Origin of the sequence: Pantoea anthophila, from assembly GCF_026104315.1 — a bacterium.
Lineage (GTDB): Bacteria > Pseudomonadota > Gammaproteobacteria > Enterobacterales > Enterobacteriaceae > Pantoea > Pantoea anthophila.
Genome location: NZ_CP110473.1, coordinates 3,805,190 through 3,825,926, shown reverse-complemented (window position 1 = coordinate 3,825,926; position 20,737 = coordinate 3,805,190). Strand labels below are relative to the sequence as shown.

Below are 20,737 nucleotides of genomic sequence, written 5' to 3'. Positions count from 1 at the left end.
ATGACGACAACGAGAATAAACAGGTGGGTCGCTGCGCTGTTGCTGGGTTCCGCAACATTAAGCTGCGCTGCAGCAGAGGAAAATGCACCGGTCAGCGCGGCCGGAGAGACGGCGCAGCAGGCCGTGCCGCAGCCGTCGGCTGCGCCGCTGCGAAACAGCCAGCTGAGCTTTGCTAAGCTGGCACCGCCGCCAGGCAGCATGACGCTGCGCGGAACGCGCACCACCGGGCAGATTGAGTTTGGGGTGCGCAGCGACGAAGTCGTCACGAGTGCTATGCTGAACCTCAGCTATCGGCCATCGCCTGCGCTGCTGCCGACCCTGTCTCAGCTGAAGATCTATCTCAACGATGAGCTGGTGAGCCTGATTACCCTGACGCCGGAGCAGATCGGCAAAGAGAATCAGACGCAGCTTGCGCTGGACCCCCGGTTTATCGCCGATTTTAACCGCGTCCGCTTTGAGCTGGTCGGTCACTACGCCAACATCTGTGAAAACCCGGCCAACAGCACCATCTGGCTCGATATCGGTAAAGCCAGCAGCCTGGATCTGACGCTGCAAAAGCTGCCGCTGAAAAACGACCTGTCACACTTCCCGGAGCCTTTCTTTGATGCGCGCGACACGCGGCCGCTGACCCTGCCGATGGTGTTTGCCGCCCAGCCCGATGTCGCGCAGCAGCGGGCTGCCGCCATCCTCGCCTCCTGGTTTGGCAGCAAAGCCGCCTGGCGCGGCCAGCGCTTCCCGGTCCTCTACAACCAGCTGCCGCAGCAACAGCACGCGGTGGTGTTTGCCACCAACGATGCGCGCCCGGCATTCCTGAAAGATCTGCCGCCGGTGAGCAAACCGACCGTAGAGATCGTCAGTCAGCCTGACAATCCCTATGAGAAAATGCTGCTGATTCTGGGCCGCAACGACGACGACCTGCTGACGGCCGTGCAGGGCATTGCGCAGGGCGAGTTACTGCTGCGGGGCGATACCTCCACCATTGACCGCGTCACGCTGCTGGCCCCGCGCCAGCCTTATGATGCGCCAAACTGGGTACGCACCGATCGCCGCACGACCTTTGCCGAGCTGACGCAATATGAAAATCAGTTGCAGTCTGACGGTCTGCAGCCTAATCCGATCAGCCTGACGCTGAATCTGCCACCCGATCTCTTCCTGGTGCGGGCGCGCGGTATCGATATGGATCTGAACTATCGTTACACCTCGCCCACCCAGCCGGACGGCTCCAGGCTGGCGGTCAACCTGAACAATCAGTTCATTCAGGACTACCCGCTGCAGCCGAAAAACACGGCCGGACAGCAGCTGCTGCACCTTCCCCTGCTGCAGGGAACGACAGATAAGAGTCATGAGCTGAAAATCCCGGCGCTCCGTCTGGGCGTGATGAATCAGCTGCGTTTCGATTTCGACTATGCCACCACCTTTATGGGGGGCACGGCGGACGGACGCTGCGAAACCGTCACCCCGGTGAGCAATCATGTGGTGGTGGACGACAACTCCAGCATCGACTTCTCCGGATATCGCCACTACATCGAAATGCCGTCGCTGCAGACCTGGGCGAATGCCGGCTTCCCGTTCAGCCGCTACGCCGATCTCTCCCAGACGCTGGTGCTGGTTCAGCCGGATCCGGATGCGCAGCAGGTCGCTACCCTGCTGAATGCGGTGGGCAATATCGGCGCGCAGACCGGGTATCCGGCGCTGCGCGTGCAGCTTACCGACGACTGGCGCACGGCGCAGAAGCAGGACGCGGATCTACTGCTGATCGGCGACATCCCCAAAGATCTTCAGGACGACCGCCGGATCAGCGCGCTGGTTGACGCCACCGCCAGCTGGCTGAAAACCCCGGCGCGACGGGCATCTCTGCCGGCTCAGACCCTCAGCGAGGCGGAACGCAGCGCAGAAAGCACCACCGCCATCGGCTCCCGGGGTCCGCTGGCCACCGTGATTGGTTTCCAGTCGCCGTTCTACGATCAGCGCAGTGTGGTTGCGCTGCTCGCCGATGGCAGTCCGCGCAGCTGGCAGCTGCTCGATGAGGCGCTGGCTGACAGCGGCAAACGTGCGGCCATCTCAGGCTCTACGGCAATTGTCCGTGAGTCGGGTGTGAACAGTCTGCGTGTCGGCGAGACCTACTATGTGGGCCACCTCCCTTGGTGGGAGCGGCTCTGGGCTGCGCTGGCTACCCATCCTTTCTGGCTGGCGCTCTGCTCGGTGGGTGTCGTGGTGCTGTTTGCCATGCTGGTCTGGCGTCTGATGCGTCTTATCTCGCGCCGCCGTCTGCTTGATGATGAAGATGAATAAGTCGCTTCTGCTGCGGGCAGGTGTGCTGATCGGCCTGCTGGGTGCGCTGCCGGGGCAGGCTGCGCCTGTCGCCGGTCCGCAGGTTTCACCGGTTGACTGGCTGCTGACCCAGGTGCGCATCGGCGAATCGACCAACAAGTATGAGCTGGTGCAGCAGTCGCTCTACCGGCTGGAGAAGATTGACCCGGAGAATCCCCAGGTGCTGGCGGCGCGTCTGCGACTGGCGCTGCATCAGGGCGATCTCACCACCGCACAGACCCTGCTGGATCAGCTCAACCGGCTGGCGCCCGACTCCGCAGCGGCGCGGGAATCTGCCGCCGGCCTGCGCATGATGTCGTCTGACGGACGGCAGCAACTGCAGCAGGCGCGGCTGCTTGCCACTTCAGGACGACTGGCGGAGGCGAAAAGCGCCTACGATGCCCTGTTTAACGGCGTCTTCCCCGATCCCAATATTGCCCTGGAGTACTGGCGGCTGGTGGCGCGCCTTCCCGGCCAGGAGGATCTGGCCTGGCAGCAGCTTCAGGTGCTGGAGCAGCGCTATCCTGGCAACGTCGGGGTCGGATTACAGATCGCCCGCATGGCCTTTGCGCGTCAGCAGCCGGAGCAGGCAATTACACAGCTGAAGCGGCTGGCGGAGCGCGGCGGCGGGCGTGAGGCCGCCGCTGACCTCTGGCTGCAGCAGATCACTGACCAGCCGGTCAGCGACAGCAGCGTGGCGCAGCTGAAGGCCTATCTGGCGGTATTTACCGACGGCGAGCCTCATCAGCAGGGTGTGGACGCGTTATCGAAGCAGCAGAGCCAGCTGGCCGATCCCGCCTATCGTGACCGGATGCAGGCGCTGGCGCGGGTCGATGCCGGTAACGATGACAGCGCCATGCGCGCCCTTGAACGGGCGCTGAAGAGCAATCCCGGTGATGCCGAACTGATGGGCGCAATGGGGCAGATTCAGGCCCGCGCGGGCCATCGTGAGGTGGCCATTCGCTGGCTGGAGCGCGCGATTCAGGCGGGTCAGCAGAGCACGCTGATTGGCAAATGGCAGTCGCTGCTGCAGACCAGTCGTTACTGGCTGGCGATTGAGCAGGGCGATAAAGCGCTGGCGCAGCACGATATCGACGGGGCTGAAAAGGCCTACCGCGCGGCGCAAATCTATGACAGCAGCGACAGCTACGCCCTGATTGGTCTGGGTGATGTGGCGATGGCGCGCAACGATGCCCCGGGCGCTGAACGGTTCTGGCAAAAAGCGCGCCGGCTGGATGGCACCAATATCACCGCGGTGCGGCGGCTGGCAGGATTTTACCGGACGGTATCGCCCGCCCGCGAGATGGCATTTATCGATACGCTGCCCGCCGACCAGCAGCGCGCTCTGGCCGACACGATTCGCACGCTGCGCAGCGACAGCCTGCGCGCGGAGGCCGATGCGCTGGCGCAGCAGGGGCGCTGGCCCCAGGCCACCGATCGCTATCGCCAGGCACTGGCGCTGACGCCGGATGACGTCTGGCTCAGCTACCGGCTGGCGGGTGCGCTGCGTAACAGCGGTCGTGCGCAGCAGGCGGAGGCGGTGATGCGCGGCGTGGCGCAGCAGCACCCGCAGGATAGCACCGCGCTCTACGCCGCCGCCCTCTGGTTCTCGGGCAACGATAACGCCGCTGAGGCCAGCGCCACGCTGCATCGTCTGCCGGAAGCACAATGGAGCAGCGATATGCGCCAGCTGGCTGACCGCCTGACGCAGGATCAGCGCTTTGCCGAGGCCGATGCCCTGCGCGAGGCGGGCGATGAGCCTGCCGCAATCGCGCTGCTTCGGCAGCAGCCGGATTCCAGCCGCCGCGATCTGACCCTGGCCGACTGGGCACTGGCGCGGGGGGACGCGCAGCAGGCGCTGCAGGGGTATCAGCAGGTACTGTCGCGCCAGGCGGACAACCGCGATGCGGCGCTGGGACGGATTGAGGCGCTGGTGGCGCTGCAGCGCAACGGCGAAGCCCGTCAGTCGCTGGAGACGCTGCCGCCGCAGCAGAGCACGCTGAATGCGGATCGCCGCGCGGCGCTGGCGTGGCAGGCGGTCGGTGAAACCACGCGGGCCGCGGCGCTGTTGACCAATCTGAAACAGCGTGCCGCCTCGCTGCCCCCTTCGCAGGATAAAGCGCTGGTCTATCGTGACGCGGCACGGCTGGAAGGGGCGCAGCAGCAGCCTGAACAGGCACTGGCAGACTATCGTCAGGCGATGACGGCCAGCGGCATCGCGAGCAGTGGCAATATCAGCCGCGCAACCCGCAACGATCCCCAGGATGACTGGCTGAAGCGCAGCCTGCGCAGCGACACGGCCGATCTCTACCGTCAGCAGCAGACCACGCTCACGGTGCAGCAGGACTATTCACGCAACAGCGGCACCGGCGGCATCTCCGATTTTACGGCGCACACCACCATGCTGCAGGCGGAACATCCGTTTGCCGATGGCCGGGGCTTTTTCCGTCTTGATCGGGTCGATGTCTCCGCAGGCACCTTTACCACCCGGAACGGCAGCATCGACGCCCTGTTTGGCAGCTGCGACGATGCCAATTCTGGCGGCTGTAATCGTGACAACCGCCAGCGCGATAGCGGGACGGCGCTGGCCGCGGGCTGGCATAACGCGACCTGGTCCGCTGACCTCGGTACCACGCCGCTGGGTTTTGAAGTCACGAACTGGACCGGCGGCCTGAGCTGGAAAACCGATGTGAAACAGCTCGGCGTCACACTGACGGCCTCACGCAGGCCGATCGCCAGTTCGCTGCTCTCCTATGCCGGGACGCGCGATCCCGCAGCCAGCGGCGGCAAAAGCTGGGGCGGCGTAGTGGCCACCGGCGGCAGCATCGGGCTGAGTTACGATCAGGGCGGCGCGCATGGCGTCTGGGGCGACATCAGTGCGCATCAGATCACCGGAAAAAATGTTGCCGATAACAGCCGCGAGCGCCTGATGGGCGGCTATTACTATAAGCTCATCAACAGCGACAACCGCCGGGCGACCGTCGGGCTGAACAGCATGCTCTGGCACTATCAGAAGGATCTCAGCGATTACACCTTCGGCCAGGGCGGCTACTACAGCCCGCAGCAGTATCTCTCTTTTTCCGTGCCGGTCACCTGGCGGCAGCGGACAGAGAACTGGTCGTTTGATCTGGGCGGCTCTGTCTCCTGGTCCCATTCGCAAACCCATGCCCAGCAGCGCTATCCGGTTAATCCGGGCTATACCCTTGCCAGTAACCCCTCTTCTGCCAGCAGTTCCGGCGGCGGTACCGGCTATACGCTGCAGGCAGTGATTGAGCGACGGCTGACGTCGAACTGGTTTATCGGTGCCGGTGTGGATATCCAGCAGGCGAAGGATTACACCCCGAGTCATGGTCTGCTTTATGTGCGCTATGCTGCCGGTGGCTGGGAAGGGGACCTGGATATGCCGCCACAGCCGCTGACCCCTTACGCGGATTTTAAATAATCCTGACCGGGAAAAAGCCGGACTTTTCAGACGGTAAAAAAGTCAGTTTATGGGATATACTGGCTGGCATTGTACTGTCTGCTATCTGGGCTTTTTTCATCGTCAGGAGAGAATTTTTTGCGCGTAAGCCGGTCACTTACGATAAAGCAGATGGCGACGGTTTCGCTGGTTGCGGTTATCACCATCAGTATTTTTATCGTCATCCAACTGTTTCATTTTGTGCAGCAGCGCAGGATTGACTACGCCCAGCAGATGGAGAATATCGCCCACACCGTTCGTCAGCCGCTGTCGGAAGCGGTGCTGCGGGCCGACATCCCCCGGGCCGAACACATTCTTCACTCTCTGAAACCGGCCGGTATCCTGTCGCGCGCCGATGTGGTGCTGCCCAATGCGTTTCAGGCGCTGCATGCTGACTTTGAGACGGAAAAACCGGTGCCGCGTCTGGTGGCCCGCCTGTTTGAGCTGCCGGTGCAGATTACGCTGCCGCTCTACTCGATAGAAAATACCAGAATGCCAAAACCGCTGGCCTATCTGGTGCTGCAGGCGAACTCAACGCGCGTCTACCAGTTTATTCTCAGCACGCTCTCGACCATGATCATCACCTATCTGCTGCTGGCGCTGATCCTCTCCGTGGCGATCAGCTGGTGCATCAACCGGCTGGTCGTCCATCCCCTGCGTCATCTCTCGCGCGAGCTGCAGGAGCTGCCGCCGCAGGCGATTCTGACCCATAAACTCTCCCTGCCGCAAAGTCATCACGATGACGAGATCGGCATGCTGGTGCGCAGCTACAACCGCAATCAGCAGGTGCTGGAGTCGATTCATGATGAGATGAGCCGGCTGACCACCCACTTCCCGGTCACCGACCTGCCCAACCGCACCCTGTTCCTGGCGCTGGTCGAACAGTTCATGTGCAATCCTGAACGGTCGCTGGGTCTGATGGTGATCCGCATTGAAACCTTGCAGGAAGCCAACGGCATACTCAGCGATGAGCAGCGCGACACGCTGATGCTGACGCTGGTGGAGAAGATCCGCCATACGCTGGATGACCACACCCTGCTGGCGCAGACCGGCGTCAGCGATTTTGTCCTGCTGATGAAGCGCGCCAGTAATCCGTTCCGCGCCCTGCGTCTGGCGCGCAATCTGATGATTCGCCTTAATCAGCCGGTCAGCCTGCACCAGCTTCAGCTGCGCCCTAACGTCAGCATCGGTCTGGCGCTGCGCGACGATCAGCCGCTGAGCGCCAGTGAACTGCTGGACAGGGCGATCTCGGCGATGATGTCGGCCCGTCATCAGGGCAAAAATCAGATCCTCTTCTTTGACGCCGCGCTGACCGAGCGCGCACAGAAACGCCTGACCCAGGAGCATGACATTCTGCAGGGTCTGTACGATGAGCAGTTTGCTCTCTACCTGCAACCGCAGGTCGATATGCGCACCGGGGCACTGGCGGGCGCGGAAGCGCTGCTGCGTATGCGCCAGCCGGATGGCAGTTACGGCCTGACGGAAGAGTTTATCGCCAGCGCCGAAGAGATAGGCGTGATTAGCGCAGTGGGACGCTGGGTGTTTGAAGAGGCGTGCCGCATTCTGGCTGGCTGGCAGCGGCAGGGCATGATGCTGCCGCTGAGCGTGAATATCTCTGCGGTACAGTTGCGCGATACGGGCGTGGTCTCCCATCTGCAGTCTCTGCTGACCCGTCACCGCATCGCCCCTGGCACTTTTGTGCTGGAAGTGACCGAAACGGCGCATCTGGATGATGCAGAACAGGCGATAGCGATGCTGCGACTGTTGCAGCAGGCCGGGGTGGCGGTGGCGCTGGATGATTTCGGCATGGGCTACTCCAATCTCAACTATCTGCATCAGCTGAAAGCGTTGCCGGTCAACAAGCTGAAGATGGACCGCAGCTTTGTGGCGGCACTGCCGGATGACGACACCATGGTCTGCATCGTGGCGGCTATCGCCGAGATTATCCACCTTGAGGTGATTGCCGAGGGCGTGGAAACCGCGGAGCAGCGTGACTGGCTGCTGGCGCGCGGCATTCACATCGGGCAGGGCTACCTCTACGCGGAAGCGCTGCCTCTGACCCGATTCAATCAGGCCTGGATAGAAAACTCCTCACTGCCGCAATAATTGCCTGATTCATTGATTTTGCGAGAATTTTAGTTACAAAACCCCTTGCTGAAGCGTTTCAGTTCAGAATTACGATCCTGACATTTCCTGGGGGTTTGTCGCCCTGTATTAATCACGTAAACACAGTGTTATTTTCGGGTTACTGTCAGGCGCCACCTCTGTTGCCCGCCAGTCACAATAACGAATCCGACAACATCACCTCACGGCGTTAGTGGACACCTGTTTATGAAAACCTCACTTTTTAAAAGCCTTTATTTCCAGGTGCTGATGGCGATTGGCATCGGCGTTTTGTTAGGCCATTTTTACCCGGAACTGGGGACCCAGATGAAGCCGCTGGGCGATGGCTTTGTTAAGTTAATCAAGATGATTATCGCCCCGGTCATCTTCTGTACCGTGGTGACCGGCATCGCCGGTATGGAAAGCATGAAAGCCGTCGGGCGCACCGGCGCTGTCGCGCTGCTCTATTTTGAAATTGTCAGTACCATCGCGCTGATCATTGGTCTGATCGTGGTTAACGTGGTGCAGCCAGGTGCGGGAATGAACGTTGATCCCGCCACCCTGGATGCCAAAGCGGTGGCGGTCTATGCGCAGCAGGCGGAACAGCAGGGCATCGTCGCCTTCCTGCTGGATGTCATCCCTAACAGCGTGATTGGCGCCTTTGCCAGCGGCAACATCCTGCAGGTGCTGCTGTTTGCCATTCTGTTTGGTTTTGCCCTGCATCGTCTGGGTAACACCGGCACGCTGATCTTCAACGTGATTGAGAGCTTCTCGAAAGTCATTTTCGGCATCATCAACATGATCATGCGTCTGGCACCGATAGGCGCCTTCGGCGCGATGGCGTTCACGATCGGTAAATATGGCGTGGGGTCACTGGTGCAGCTCGGCCAGCTGATCGTCTGCTTCTATATCACCTGTGTGCTGTTTGTGGTGATTGTGCTGGGGCTGATTGCGCGTCTGTTTGCCGGATTCAGCATCTTTAAGTTCATCGCCTATATCAAAGAGGAGCTGCTGATTGTGCTGGGCACCTCCTCGTCCGAGTCAGCGCTGCCGCGCATGCTGGATAAGATGGAGAAGCTGGGCTGTAAGAAGTCTGTGGTCGGGCTGGTGATCCCCACCGGTTACTCCTTTAACCTCGACGGCACCTCGATTTATCTGACCATGGCGGCGGTGTTTATTGCCCAGGCGACCAATGCCCACATGGATATTTTCCATCAGATCACGCTGCTGGTGGTACTGCTGCTCTCCTCGAAGGGCGCGGCAGGGGTGACCGGCAGTGGATTTATCGTGCTGGCGGCGACGCTCTCGGCGGTCGGCCATCTGCCGGTGGCGGGTCTGGCGCTGATTCTGGGTATCGACCGCTTTATGTCCGAAGCGCGTGCGCTGACTAACCTGATCGGAAACGGTGTGGCGACCGTGGTGGTGGCGAAATGGGTAGACCAGCTGGATCACAAACAGCTCAATGACACGCTCGCCGGCCGGAATAAAGAGAACAAAGCGTCCGAATCTTCAGTTTAATCATTGAATTTCACTTAAATCCCCTCAAATGCCCGCTGTCGCTTGCCCTGACAGCGGGCATTTGCATAATAAACCCCACTTGTTTTTTTTGACGTTTTTCACTTCGTTGCGCGACATCCTGAACTTCCTGTGGTCAAACACGTTGTTGTTGGATAACAGCGCGATTCGGCGCCAGCCGATTCGTTAATAACAGCGGCACGTCGCGCCAGTGATAACGATATTTGAATTATTTGAGTAGGGGTTCACATGCAGGGCACCAGAATTCGGCTTTTGGTTGGTGGATTAGTGCTGGCAGCAAGCAGCTATGGTCTCCAGGCAGAAACGCTGCAACCGGATCCGGCCTGGCAGGAAGGCAAGCTGGATAACGGATTTAACTGGCAGTTACTGGCCACACCGCAACGCCCCAGTGACCGCATCGAACTGCGGCTGGTGGTCAACACCGGCTCACTGGTGGAGAGTGCGCAACAGACCGGCTTCAGCCATCTGCTGTCGCGTCTGGCCATGGTGCACAACACCGCGCTCGACACCCAGCAGCAGCGCGCGCTATGGCAGCAGGCGATGGATCCTCAGCGCCCCCTGCCGCCCGTCATCGCCTCTTATGATTCCACCCAATATAATCTGAGCCTGCCGAACAACCGCCCTGAGCTGCTGAAAGAAGCGCTGAACTGGCTGGCGGCCACGGCGGGCAATATGGCGATTACCGAACAGGTGGTGAGCACCGCGCTGACGGCCTCCGATCCGGTCGCCACCTGGCCGAAAGATACGCAGGATGTCTGGTGGCGCTACCGCCTGAAAGGCTCGGCGCTGCTGGCGCACGATCCTGCGGCGCAGCCACGCGCCCCGGTTGATTTAACCCAGCTCAACGACTTTTATCATCAGTGGTACACCCCGGATGCGATGACGCTCTACGTGGTCGGCAATGTCGACAGCCGCAACCTCTCTGAGCAGATCAACAAAACCTTCTCGGCACTGACCGGCAAACGCGAAACACCTGCGCCACTGCCCACCCTCTCCCCGCTGCCGCACGAGCCGGTGAATCTGGTCAGCAGCAACATGACGCAGGATCGCCTCTCACTGGTGTGGGATACGCCGTGGCAGCCGATTCGTGACTCGCAGAATCTGCAGCGTTACTGGCAGGGCGATCTGGCCCGTGAAGCGCTGTTCTGGCACGTTCAGCGCGCGCTCAGTGACAGCAAAGCGCAGGGCATACAGGTGGGATTTGACTGCCGCGTGCTCTATCAGCGTGCGCAGTGCTCGATCAATCTGGATGGACGCAACGACAGTCTGGCGCAGAATATGAATCTGGTGGCTCGCGAGCTGGCTAACGTGCGCGATAAAGGCTTACCGCAGGAGGAGTTTGATGCGCTGATGGCGCAGAAGCTGCTGGAGCTGAATAAGCTGTTCACCACCTATGCCCGCACCGACACCGATGTGCTGATGAGCCAGCGGCTGCGCTCCCAGCAGAACGCCGTGGTCGATATTGCGCCTGAGCAGTATCAGAAGCTGCGGCAGGCCTTCCTGGCGGGTCTGACCCGCGAGCAGTTAAACCAGGAGCTGCGCCAGCAGCTGACCCAGGAACTGATGATGGTTCTGATCCAGCCGGAAGGCGAAGCGGAAACCAACGTGAAAAGCCTGCAAAACAGCTGGGACAAAGTGATGGCACCGTCAGCGGCACCGGCGGCCAGCAATGAAGCCACGCCGCCGGACAGCAACGTCAAAGACGTGCCGCCTGCGGCTTAAGATCAGGTCTTTGCCCTGAGCCACTCGGTCACTAACATCGGCCAGCTGGCGAGGGGCAAATCTGCCACACCGCGGATACCGAATCCGTGCCCGCCTTTTTGATAGAAATGCACCTCTGCCGGGACCTTATGCTCCCGCAACGCACTGAAAAACGCCATGCTGTGATTCACCGAAACGGCTTCGTCGTCGGCGGCGTGGATCAACAGCGTTGGCGGCACCAGTGGGTGAACCCGGGTTTCCAGGGAGTAGGCCTCAATCGTTTTCTGATCGGGCCAGGCACCCAGCAGGCGGGTTCGGGCGCCTTCATGGGCAATGCCATCACGCATGCTGATCAGCGGATAGACCAGGATCATCGCATCCGGGCGAGGTGAGAAGTTTTCTGCGCCATCCTGCACCGGATAGAGTTTTTCCGCGAAGCGTGTGCCCAGGCTGGCCGCGACGTGGCCACCCGCCGAAAAGCCCATCATCACAATGTACTTTCCATTCAGGCCGCGCTGCGCCCGTTCACGCAGCACACGCACGGCGCGCTGTGCATCGGCCAGCGGCGCATCGGGGCCTTCATGATGACCATCATAGGGCAGGCGGTAGGTCATGACCGCCAGGGTATAGCCCATTGAGGTGAAGAAGGTCGCCAGGGCGCTGCCTTCACGGTCGATCATCACACGCTGATAACCTCCGCCTGGCGCGACCAGCAGGGTGATCCCGTTGGATTCGACCGGATGCCAGATCGCCATCTCCGGGCAACGTACACCGGTGGCGGCGCGATCGTAAGGCTCATACTCTTTTGCCATATCGACGATCTGCGGCTGTGCCCGCGAATCGCTGGCACCTGGCGCATCACCGTGTGGCCAGATATTAATGATTTCTGTGTGCATAAATAGGTCCTGATGCGGAGAATATTTTAGTTGTTTTGTTCACGGCCGGAGAGCACAGCGTCCTGCTGTTGTTGATTAAAAGATGGTCTTTTTTACGGCGAACGTCCATCCGAAAAGGGCCGAATCGGGCAGATTCGGACTATGCCTGGTGGCGCCCGGGTGGTTATAACTGGCTAATTTTATTCAATAAATTATAAGTCTGATTGAAGGGGGTGGCCGGGTCGCCTGTGCGATTAACCACAATTTTTCAGCGTAAGGGAAATGAGTGGCATGGCCCGCTTTACTAGCCGCAATTTACCGGATATCACACTGCGGGCGCTTAAGAGGCGATAATGATTTTATCCCCGCCAGATCCGGGCCTGGAGGCAGGGGAGAAGTACCAGTCTCATTTGAGACTGTTTATGATTCCTGGCGACAGGGCAGTTTCCGGTTGGTTGATACGGTTTAACATATCATCATCCGTTTCTACACAACGGTAAGATGCATGCCATGTCTGAACCCACACTCTCTGCCAGACAGACGTTTACGCGACTGTGGCCCACCATTTCACCCTTCAGGCTGGGCCTGGTGGTCGCCGGGATAGCCCTCATCGTCAACGCCGCCATAGACCCGTTTATGCTGACATTGCTGAAAAGCCTGCTGGACGATGTGATGGGCAGGCGGCATACGGGGATGCTGCTGTGGATGCCGCTGGTGATTATCGGGCTGATCCTGATCCGCGGCGTCAGCGGCTATATCTCCGGTTACTGTATCTCCTGGGTCTCCGGTAAAGTGGTGATGAGCCTGCGCCGTCGTCTCTTCAGCCATATGATGGGGATGCCGGTGGCGTTCTTTGATCAGCAATCAACCGGCACGCTGCTCTCCCGCATCAGCTACGATTGCGAGCAGGTCGCCTCCGCCTCTTCCGGCTCGCTGGTCACGGTGGTGCGTGAAGGTGCCTCTATCCTTGGCCTGTTTGTCATGATGTTTTACTACAGCTGGCAGCTTTCCCTGATCCTGCTGGTGCTGGCGCCCGTGGTGTCGCTGGCGATCCGCCTCGTCTCCCGGCGCTTTCGCCGTATCAGCAGGAACATGCAGGACACCATGGGGCAGGTCACCTCCCATGCTGAGCAGATGCTGAAAGGGCATAAAGAGGTGCTGATGTTCGGCGGTCAGCGGGTGGAGACAGAGCGGTTTGGGCAGGTCAGCAACAGGATGCGTCGCCAGGGGATGAAAATGGTGTCGGCGACCGCGTTGTCCGATCCGCTTATCCAGTTAATCGCCTCTTTCGCACTGGCTTTTGTGCTCTATGCGGCCAGTTTTCCGTCGGTAATGACGACGCTGACGGCGGGCACCCTCAGCGCGGTCTTTTCCGCCATGCTGATGCTAATGCGTCCGTTAAAGTCCCTGACCAGCGTCAATGCGCAGTTCCAGCGCGGCATGGCCGCCTGCCAGACACTGTTTGCGATTCTGGATACTGAGCAGGAAAAAGATGAGGGCACCCGCGTTATCGGACGCGCCGCCGGTCATATCGCGTTCCGCAACGTCAGCTTCACCTATCCCGGTTCGGAAACGCCGGCCCTGAACGCAATCAATATTGATATACCGGCCGGGAAAACGGTCGCCCTGGTGGGCCGTTCCGGCTCAGGTAAATCGACCCTCGCCAGCCTGCTCACGCGTTTTTACGATATCGACAGCGGCGAAATTTTGCTGGATGGGCACGACCTGCGTGACTACACCCTGGCCTCGCTGCGCGAGCAGATGGCGCTGGTCTCTCAGCATGTTCATCTGTTCAATGACACCATCGCCAACAATATCGCCTATGCCCGTCGTGATCTCTTCAGCCGCGCCGCGGTCGAACAGGCGGCGCAGATGGCTCATGCCATGGAATTCATCAATAAGATGGAGAACGGGCTGGATACGATGATTGGGGAGAATGGGGTGCTGCTGTCGGGTGGACAGCGCCAGCGCATTGCCATTGCCCGCGCCCTGTTGCGCGACAGTCCCGTTCTGATCCTCGACGAAGCAACCTCGGCCCTCGATACCGGCTCAGAACGGGCGATTCAGTCTGCGCTGGAGACGCTGCAGCAGAACCGCACCACGCTGATTATTGCGCACCGGCTCTCAACCATTGAGAAAGCCGATGAGATCCTGCTTATCGAAGAGGGCCGGATCGTTGAGCGCGGCTCGCATCAGCTGCTGCTGCAGCAGAACGGCGCTTATGCCCGGCTTTATCAGATGCAGTTCAGTCAGGCATCGCCTCTGCCGGAATAATCGCGCCACGATGCTGAATCACCGTGCTGGCGATCAGATGCCCGCGTTGTGCGGCGGCTTCAGCCGATGCGCCGGTCAGGCGGCGCGCCAGATATCCGGCGCTGAACGAATCGCCCGCGGCCGTCGTATCCACCACCTTCTCCTTCGCCAGCCGGACCGCAGGCACCTCAATCAGCGGCGCATCACCCGTGGCGACCAGGCAGGCCTCCGCACCCCGTTTAATCACAATTTCACTGGCACCTGCTTCGCGGGTTCGCGCGATAACCTCCTCCAGCGGCTGCTCGCCCCACAGCAGATGTTCATCATCCAGGGTGAGAAAGGCGATATCGGTACAGCTGAGCATGGCGCGATACGCGCTCTGCGCACTGGCCCGATCGGCCCATAAACGCGGACGATAGTTATTATCGAAAATCACCCTGCCGCCCTCTGCCCGGCAGCGGGCCAGAAGCTGCATCAGTTTTTCCCGGCTGGCAGCGGGCAGAATCGCCAGACTGATGCCGCTGAGGTAAAGATAGTCATAGTGCGCCAGCTGGTCGGCGATCGCCTCTGACTGCGGGCTGTCGAGCCAGTAGCGGGCCGCGGCGTCGCTGCGCCAGTACCAGAAGGTGCGCTCGCCCTCCGCATCGGTTTCAATCACATACAGGCCTGGCATTTTATTATCGAGACGCTGAATCAGGCCGGTGTTGACCTTCTCCTGCTGCCAGGCGGTTATCATCTGATCGCTGAACGAATCCGTCCCCAGCGCCGTGACGTAATCGACCCGTAACTGCTGCTCATCCACCTGGCGGGCGAGATAAACCGCCGTGTTCAGCGTATCGCCGCCAAAACCCCGTTTGATGTTCTCACCCTTTTCCGACAGCTCAATCATGCATTCGCCGATAATGGCAATTTTCTTCTGCGTCATGGTTTGCAACCCGTAGTGAAAGAGTGTTCAGTCTCGCGTCTGGTATGGCAGTCGTCAACGCTTTTAAAACGCTGTTTTGATTTAGCTTAAGGTGCAGGAGAGGGCTAATCTGGCGGATAAGAGGCGCTAATTTCGGCTTTTTTTACCGATTATGCGGGCGACGCAGCTGATAGACTTTCCCTTTTTGTGGCCGGGTCGTTCATCTCTTTACCACAGACACTCACGATAATCGCAGCTGCGTCACCCGTTTTGGGGACATATTATCAACCAGGAAAACACCATGGTGATGGAGAGTATTAGTCAATGGCTGCCGTCTTCAATTGACCCTGATTATCAAACGGAAACCCCGCTCTTCTGGCAACAGTGCCAGCGGCGTTATCGGTTCCAGCCTATCTATCGGGTAACCGGTCGGTTACTCGCCATTGAACTGCTGACCGCCGTTTCTCATCCTGCCCAGCCGGAACGGAATCTGTCACCCGAGGCCTGGTTTGCCGGGCTCGATATCGTCCAGCGCCTCAATGTGATCTATGAGCAGCTGGAACTGCTGACGCAGTGGTCCGCCTTCTTCGAGCGCAACGGTGTGGTCGCGTCGGTCAACATCGATGGCCCCTCGCTGCTCTCTATTCAGCACCGGCCCGCCATTCGTCGCCTGATCGCTCGCCTGCCCTGGATCCGCTTTGAGCTGACAGAGCATCATGCGCTGCCACAGGCGGAGAGAGTCGCTAAGATCCCGGAACTGGGCCCGCTGTGGCTGGATGATTTTGGTTCTGGCATGGCCAATTTCTCCGCGCTGACCGAACTGAAATATGACTACATCAAGCTGTCGCGCGACCTGTTTATTCTGCTGGGCAGTTCTGATGAAGGGCGCAGCCTCTTTTCGATGCTGCTGGCGCTCATCAATCGCTACTGCAACGGTGTGATTGTCGAGGGCGTGGAAACGGAAGAGCAGTGGCAGCAGGTCAGGGGTTCCCCGGCCATCGCGGCTCAGGGCTACTACTTTTCGCGGCCTGTCCCATTTTCTGAACTGAATCATCTGACTCTCCAGCTTCCCTGATGCCGTTGCCCGCCGTCTCGACTATCTTTAACGCAGGCCGTGAAAGAGCAAGGAGAAAGCGACATGTCGCGTACCGGGAAAATCGTCAGTTGGGTTGCAGGCATTCTGGTGTTGTTGATTGTGGTGATTATTGTGGTGATCGCGACATTTGACTGGAACCGCCTGAAGCCCACCATCAATCAGAAAGTCTCAACCGAACTCAATCGTCCTTTTGCCATCCGCGGGGATCTGGGGATCGACTGGGTGCGCCATCGCGACGAGTCGGGCTGGCGGCGCTGGGTGCCGTGGCCGCAGATACACGCCGAAGATATCATGCTGGGTAACCCGCCCGGTATTCCTGATGTCACCATGGTCCATCTGCAGCGGGCCGACGCGACGCTGGCACCGCTGTCGCTGCTGCACAAAGAGCTTTTCATCCCGTGGATTAAGCTGCAGCGACCCGATGCGCGCCTGATTCAGACGGCGGATAAAAAGAATAACTGGACGTTCGATCTCGCCGGTAGTGACAAGGATGACAAGGACAGCTCGCCTTCGGCCTGGTCCTTCCGGCTGGATAATATCCTGTTTGATCAGGGGCAAATCCGCTATCGCGATGCGGTTAACCGCGCCGATGTCACGGTACAGGTGAATCCGCTGGGCAAACCGGTGCCCTATGCGCAGATTGCCGGCGGTGACGACCAGCAGAAGGGCGCGGGAGACTTCGTCTTTGGCTGGCAGGCCAGTGGCACCTACAACAATGAAAAGCTCAGCGGTGAAGGTAAGATTGGCGGCATGCTCTCGCTGCGCAGCCAGAACACCCCTTTCCCGGTGCAGGCCGATGTGCGAAACGGCACCACGCGGGTTCAGGTAACCGGGGGCGTGCAGGACCCGATGAACCTGGGCGGACTGAATGTGCGTCTGCGTTTCTCCGGCGATACGCTGGCGAACCTCTATGGCCTGACCGGCGTTCTGCTGCCTGATACCCCGCCTTATGAAACGGACGGCCATCTGATCGCGAAATTCAGCGGCGAAAAGGGCGCGGTCTACCGCTATGAGAAATTTAACGGTCATATCGGCGACAGCGACATTCATGGCTCGCTGATCTACACCCAGGGCAAACCGCGTCCCACCCTCACCGGGGAACTCACCTCTGAGCAACTGCGCATGGCCGATCTGGGGCCGCTGATTGGTGTGAACTCCGGCAAAGGGAGTGAGAAGACCGCCCAGGCCAAAGCCCGGCGCGGTGAGAAATCGAATCAGCCTGCTGACCGTGTGCTGCCGCACGACAGGTTTGAAACCAAAAGCTGGGATGTGATGGATGCCGACGTGAAGTTCAGCGGCAAACGTATCGAACACAGCAACTCACTGCCGCTGAGCGATCTCTATACCCACTTACAGCTCAAAAACGGCGATCTGCTGCTGGACCCGCTGCGCTTTGGTATCGCGGGCGGCAATCTCAACAGCACTATCCGGCTGGAGGGCGATCGCTCACCGATGCGTGGCCGGGTTGACCTGCATGCACGCAAGCTGCGTTTGCGTCAGCTGTTCCCGGATGTGCAGGCGATGAAGAACAGCCTGGGTCAGCTCAACGGTGATGCCAGCTTTACCGGCACCGGCAACTCGGTCGCCGACCTGCTGGCGACCAGCAACGGTCAGCTGAAGCTGCTGATGAATGACGGGCTGATCAGCCGCAATCTGATGGAGATCGCCGGACTTAACGTGGGTAACTACGTGGTCGGCAAACTCTTTGGCGACGATCAGGTGCGCATCAACTGCGCGGCCACCGATATCAGACTGCAGAATGGTCTGGCGACGCCGAACCTGTTTGTGTTTGATACCGAGAACGCGATTATCAATGTGTCAGGGAACGCCAACTTCGCCAGTGAGCGACTGGACCTGTCGATCAATCCGGAGAGTAAAGGTGTCCGCATCGTCACGCTGCGCTCTCCGCTCTACGTGCGCGGCACCTTTAAGAATCCGGATGCGGGCGTGAAAGCGGGGCCACTGCTGGCCCGTGGGGCCGCTGCCGTGGCGCTGGGTGCGGTCGTGGGGCCGGCAGCGGCGCTGCTGGCACTGATCTCCCCCAGCGACAACGAAGACAACCAGTGCAGCAACGTTCTGCAGCAGATGAAGCAGAAGAAGTAACTAGTTGCGGTAGAGCACTTTGATAATGTGATAACCAAAGCCGGTCTTTACCGGCCCGTAAGGCGTCAGCAACGGGCAGGTAAAGACCGCTTTATCAAAGGCCGGTACCATCTGTCCCTGCCGAAACTCGCCCAGATCGCCCCCCTTACGGCCGGAAGGACAGGTCGAATGCTTCTTCGCCAGCTGCTGGAAATTGCCGCCCTTCGCCAGTTTCGCCAGAATCTCTTTTGCCAGCGCTTCCTCTTTGACCAGGATGTGTAAAGCCGCCGCGGTTTTCGCCATGTTGGTATCTCGGTTGTGTATAATTGCCGCCCAGTATAAACCCCTTTCTTTTGATTCAATCAGGCGATTTCTTCTATGCGTTTAAACCCCAGCCAACAACGTGCCGTCGAATTTGTTACCGGTCCCTGTCTGGTACTGGCGGGCGCGGGATCGGGCAAAACCCGCGTAATTACCAATAAAATCGCCCATCTGATTCGTGAGTGCGGCTATCAGGCGCGACACATCGCTGCGGTGACCTTCACCAATAAAGCCTCGCGCGAAATGAAAGAGCGTGTGGCGCAGACGCTGGGTCGCAAAGAGGCGCGCGGGCTGCTGATCTCCACCTTCCACACGCTGGGCCTGGAGATCATCAAGCGTGAAACGGCGGCGCTGGGCATGAAGTCTAACTTCTCGCTGTTCGACGATCAGGATCAGCTCGCCCTGCTGAAAGAGCTGACCAGAGAGTGGCTGGAGGAGGATAAGACGCTGTTGCAGCAGCTCATCTCCACCATCTCAAACTGGAAAAATGACCTGATCGATCCGCAGGGCGCGGCCGCGCAGGCGCGTTCACAGCAGGAGAATATTTTTGCCCACTGCTATGGCCTCTACAGTCAGCATCTCAAATCGTGCAACGTCCTCGATTTTGACGATTTGATCCTGCTGCCGACGCTGCTGCTGCAGCGTAATCAGGAGGTGCGCGAACGCTGGCAGCAGCGTATCCGCTATCTGCTGGTGGATGAGTACCAGGATACCAACACCAGCCAGTATGAGCTGGTTAAACTGCTGGTTGGCGCGCGGGCGCGCTTCACGGTGGTGGGTGATGATGACCAGTCGATCTACTCCTGGCGCGGCGCGCGGCCTCAGAATCTGGTGCTGCTGAGTCAGGACTTTCCGGCGCTGGAGGTGGTGAAGCTGGAGCAGAACTACCGCTCCTCGCAGCGCATCCTGAAAGCGGCGAACATCCTGATTGCCAACAATCCGCACGTGTTTGAAAAGCGGCTCTTCTCCGAGCTGGGGCAGGGCAGCGAACTCAAAGTGGTGACCGCCAACAGCGAAGAGCATGAAGCGGAGCGGGTCACCGGCGAACTGATTGCGCATCACTTTATCAACAAAACGCAGTACAAAGATTACGCGATTCTCTACCGTGGTAACCATCAGTCACGCACCTTTGAAAAGTTTCTGATGCAGAACCGCATTCCCTATCGCATCTCTGGCGGCACCTCGTTCTTCTCACGGCCGGAGATTAAAGATCTGCTCGCCTATCTGCGCGTGCTGACTAACCCTGAGGATGACAGCGCGTTCCTGCGCATCGTCAACACACCGCGTCGCGAGATTGGTCCGGCGACGCTGCAGAAGCTCGGTGAATGGGCGAATCTGCGCAGCAAGAGCCTGTTTCATGCCAGTTTTGATGTCGGGCTGGGTCAGACGCTCAGCGGACGTGGCCTGGAGCATCTGCAGCGCTTTACTCACTGGCTGAATGAGATCATCCAGCTGACCGAACGCGAGCCGGTCAACGCCGTCCGCGATCTGATTCGCGGCATCGATTACGAAAGCTGGCTGTTCGAAACCTCCGGCAGTCCGAAAGCCGCAGAAATGCGGATGAAGAACGTCAACACGCTGTTTCAGTGGATGACCGAAATGCTGGAGGGCAGCGATATCGACGAGCCGATGACGCTGGCCCAGGTGGTCACGCGCTTTACCCTGCGCGACATGATGGAGCGCGGTGAAAGCGATGAAGAGCTGGATCAGGTGCAGCTGATGACGCTGCACGCCTCCAAAGGGCTGGAGTTCCCCTATGTGTTCCTGGTGGGCATGGAAGAGGGGCTGTTGCCGCATCAGAGCAGCATTGATGAGAACAATATCGAAGAGGAGCGTCGTCTGGCCTACGTCGGCATCACGCGGGCACAGAAAGAGCTGACCTTTACCCTCTGCCGTGAACGGCGGCAATATGGCGAGCTGGTGCGACCGGAGCCGAGCCGTTTTCTGCTGGAGCTGCCGCAGGACGATCTGCAGTGGGAGACGGAACGCAAAGTGGTCAGTGCCGAGGAGCGGATGAAAACCGGGCAGAGCCGGGTTGCCGGTCTGCGGGCGATGCTGGATAAAGCCAGAAAAGGGTAGGCGCGTCGGGCGGAGAG

At 59.6% G+C, this 20,737-nt stretch carries 12 protein-coding genes; 9 read left to right on the top strand and 3 right to left on the bottom strand.

Annotated elements, in window-relative coordinates; genetic code table 11:
• From bcsB to OJ965_RS20270, 5 genes are all read left to right on the top strand, one after another.
• The gene (gene bcsB, locus OJ965_RS20290) at window positions 1-2,292 is read left to right on the top strand and encodes a cellulose biosynthesis cyclic di-GMP-binding regulatory protein BcsB (protein WP_033736125.1); all 2,292 of its coding nucleotides are present in this window, start codon (window positions 1-3) and stop codon (window positions 2,290-2,292) included.
• Window positions 2,285-5,752 (top strand): cellulose synthase complex outer membrane protein BcsC, encoded by a 3,468-nt coding sequence (gene bcsC / locus OJ965_RS20285; RefSeq protein WP_265137651.1) that lies wholly within the window; start codon window positions 2,285-2,287, stop codon window positions 5,750-5,752. The genes bcsB and bcsC overlap by 8 nt, the downstream gene beginning before the upstream one ends.
• Window positions 5,753-5,869: 117 nt before the next feature.
• Window positions 5,870-7,876 (top strand): biofilm formation regulator HmsP, encoded by a 2,007-nt coding sequence (gene hmsP / locus OJ965_RS20280; RefSeq protein ID WP_265137650.1) that lies wholly within the window; start codon window positions 5,870-5,872, stop codon window positions 7,874-7,876.
• A gap of 225 nt (window positions 7,877-8,101) precedes the next feature.
• Complete coding sequence (locus OJ965_RS20275) at window positions 8,102-9,391, top strand: dicarboxylate/amino acid:cation symporter (RefSeq protein ID WP_009088401.1); 1,290 nt, start codon at window positions 8,102-8,104, stop codon at window positions 9,389-9,391.
• 246 nt (window positions 9,392-9,637) lie between these two features.
• Entirely contained in the window at window positions 9,638-11,131 is a 1,494-nt protein-coding gene (locus OJ965_RS20270) for a M16 family metallopeptidase (protein WP_009088402.1), read from the top strand.
• 2 nt (window positions 11,132-11,133) lie between these two features.
• Here OJ965_RS20270 and OJ965_RS20265 read toward each other — a convergent pair whose 3' ends face one another.
• Window positions 11,134-12,006: an alpha/beta hydrolase gene (locus OJ965_RS20265; RefSeq protein WP_009088404.1), complete on the bottom strand. Its 873-nt coding sequence runs from the start codon at window positions 12,004-12,006 to the stop codon at window positions 11,134-11,136.
• 489 nt (window positions 12,007-12,495) lie between these two features.
• Between OJ965_RS20265 and msbA the strand changes: the two genes are divergently transcribed.
• Window positions 12,496-14,259 carry a lipid A ABC transporter ATP-binding protein/permease MsbA gene (gene msbA, locus OJ965_RS20260; protein ID WP_419721784.1) on the top strand — a complete coding sequence of 588 codons (1,764 nt, stop codon included), beginning with the start codon at window positions 12,496-12,498 and terminating at the stop codon, window positions 14,257-14,259.
• Here the strand turns inward: msbA and kdgK are convergent.
• Complete coding sequence (gene kdgK / locus OJ965_RS20255) at window positions 14,231-15,163, bottom strand: 2-dehydro-3-deoxygluconokinase (protein WP_009088407.1); 933 nt, start codon at window positions 15,161-15,163, stop codon at window positions 14,231-14,233. The two genes, msbA and kdgK, sit on opposite strands and share 29 nt — an antisense overlap.
• A gap of 280 nt (window positions 15,164-15,443) precedes the next feature.
• On the opposite strand from kdgK, the gene pdeH reads away from it, so the two are divergent.
• A complete protein-coding gene (pdeH, locus tag OJ965_RS20250) occupies window positions 15,444-16,217 on the top strand; it encodes a cyclic-guanylate-specific phosphodiesterase (protein WP_265137645.1) in 774 nt (257 codons plus the stop codon).
• A 63-nt stretch (window positions 16,218-16,280) separates the two neighbouring features.
• The gene (locus OJ965_RS20245; protein WP_265137643.1) at window positions 16,281-18,341 is read left to right on the top strand and encodes an AsmA family protein; all 2,061 of its coding nucleotides are present in this window, start codon (window positions 16,281-16,283) and stop codon (window positions 18,339-18,341) included.
• On the opposite strand, the gene ppiC is transcribed toward OJ965_RS20245, so the two are convergent.
• A complete protein-coding gene (gene ppiC / locus OJ965_RS20240; RefSeq protein ID WP_009088412.1) occupies window positions 18,342-18,623 on the bottom strand; it encodes a peptidylprolyl isomerase PpiC in 282 nt (93 codons plus the stop codon).
• Window positions 18,624-18,698: 75 nt separating this feature from the next.
• Between ppiC and rep the strand changes: the two genes are divergently transcribed.
• Window positions 18,699-20,720, top strand: coding sequence for a DNA helicase Rep (gene rep / locus OJ965_RS20235; protein ID WP_046100946.1), 2,022 nt, complete (start codon window positions 18,699-18,701; stop codon window positions 20,718-20,720).
• Window positions 20,721-20,737: the final 17 nt, after the last annotated feature.

Excerpts from the sequence above, each read along its gene's own strand:
- msbA (WP_419721784.1), top strand. The coding sequence starts at position 12,496 with ATGTCTGAACCCACACTCTCTGCCAGACAGACGTTTACGCGACTGTGG.
- OJ965_RS20265 (WP_009088404.1), bottom strand. The coding sequence starts at position 12,006 with ATGCACACAGAAATCATTAATATCTGGCCACACGGTGATGCGCCAGGT.
- bcsC (WP_265137651.1), top strand. The coding sequence starts at position 2,285 with ATGAATAAGTCGCTTCTGCTGCGGGCAGGTGTGCTGATCGGCCTGCTG.
- rep (WP_046100946.1), top strand. The coding sequence starts at position 18,699 with ATGCGTTTAAACCCCAGCCAACAACGTGCCGTCGAATTTGTTACCGGT.
- pdeH (WP_265137645.1), top strand. The coding sequence starts at position 15,444 with ATGGTGATGGAGAGTATTAGTCAATGGCTGCCGTCTTCAATTGACCCT.
- ppiC (WP_009088412.1), bottom strand. The coding sequence starts at position 18,623 with ATGGCGAAAACCGCGGCGGCTTTACACATCCTGGTCAAAGAGGAAGCG.
- kdgK (WP_009088407.1), bottom strand. The coding sequence starts at position 15,163 with ATGACGCAGAAGAAAATTGCCATTATCGGCGAATGCATGATTGAGCTG.
- bcsB (WP_033736125.1), top strand. The coding sequence starts at position 1 with ATGACGACAACGAGAATAAACAGGTGGGTCGCTGCGCTGTTGCTGGGT.
- OJ965_RS20275 (WP_009088401.1), top strand. The coding sequence starts at position 8,102 with ATGAAAACCTCACTTTTTAAAAGCCTTTATTTCCAGGTGCTGATGGCG.
- OJ965_RS20270 (WP_009088402.1), top strand. The coding sequence starts at position 9,638 with ATGCAGGGCACCAGAATTCGGCTTTTGGTTGGTGGATTAGTGCTGGCA.
- OJ965_RS20245 (WP_265137643.1), top strand. The coding sequence starts at position 16,281 with ATGTCGCGTACCGGGAAAATCGTCAGTTGGGTTGCAGGCATTCTGGTG.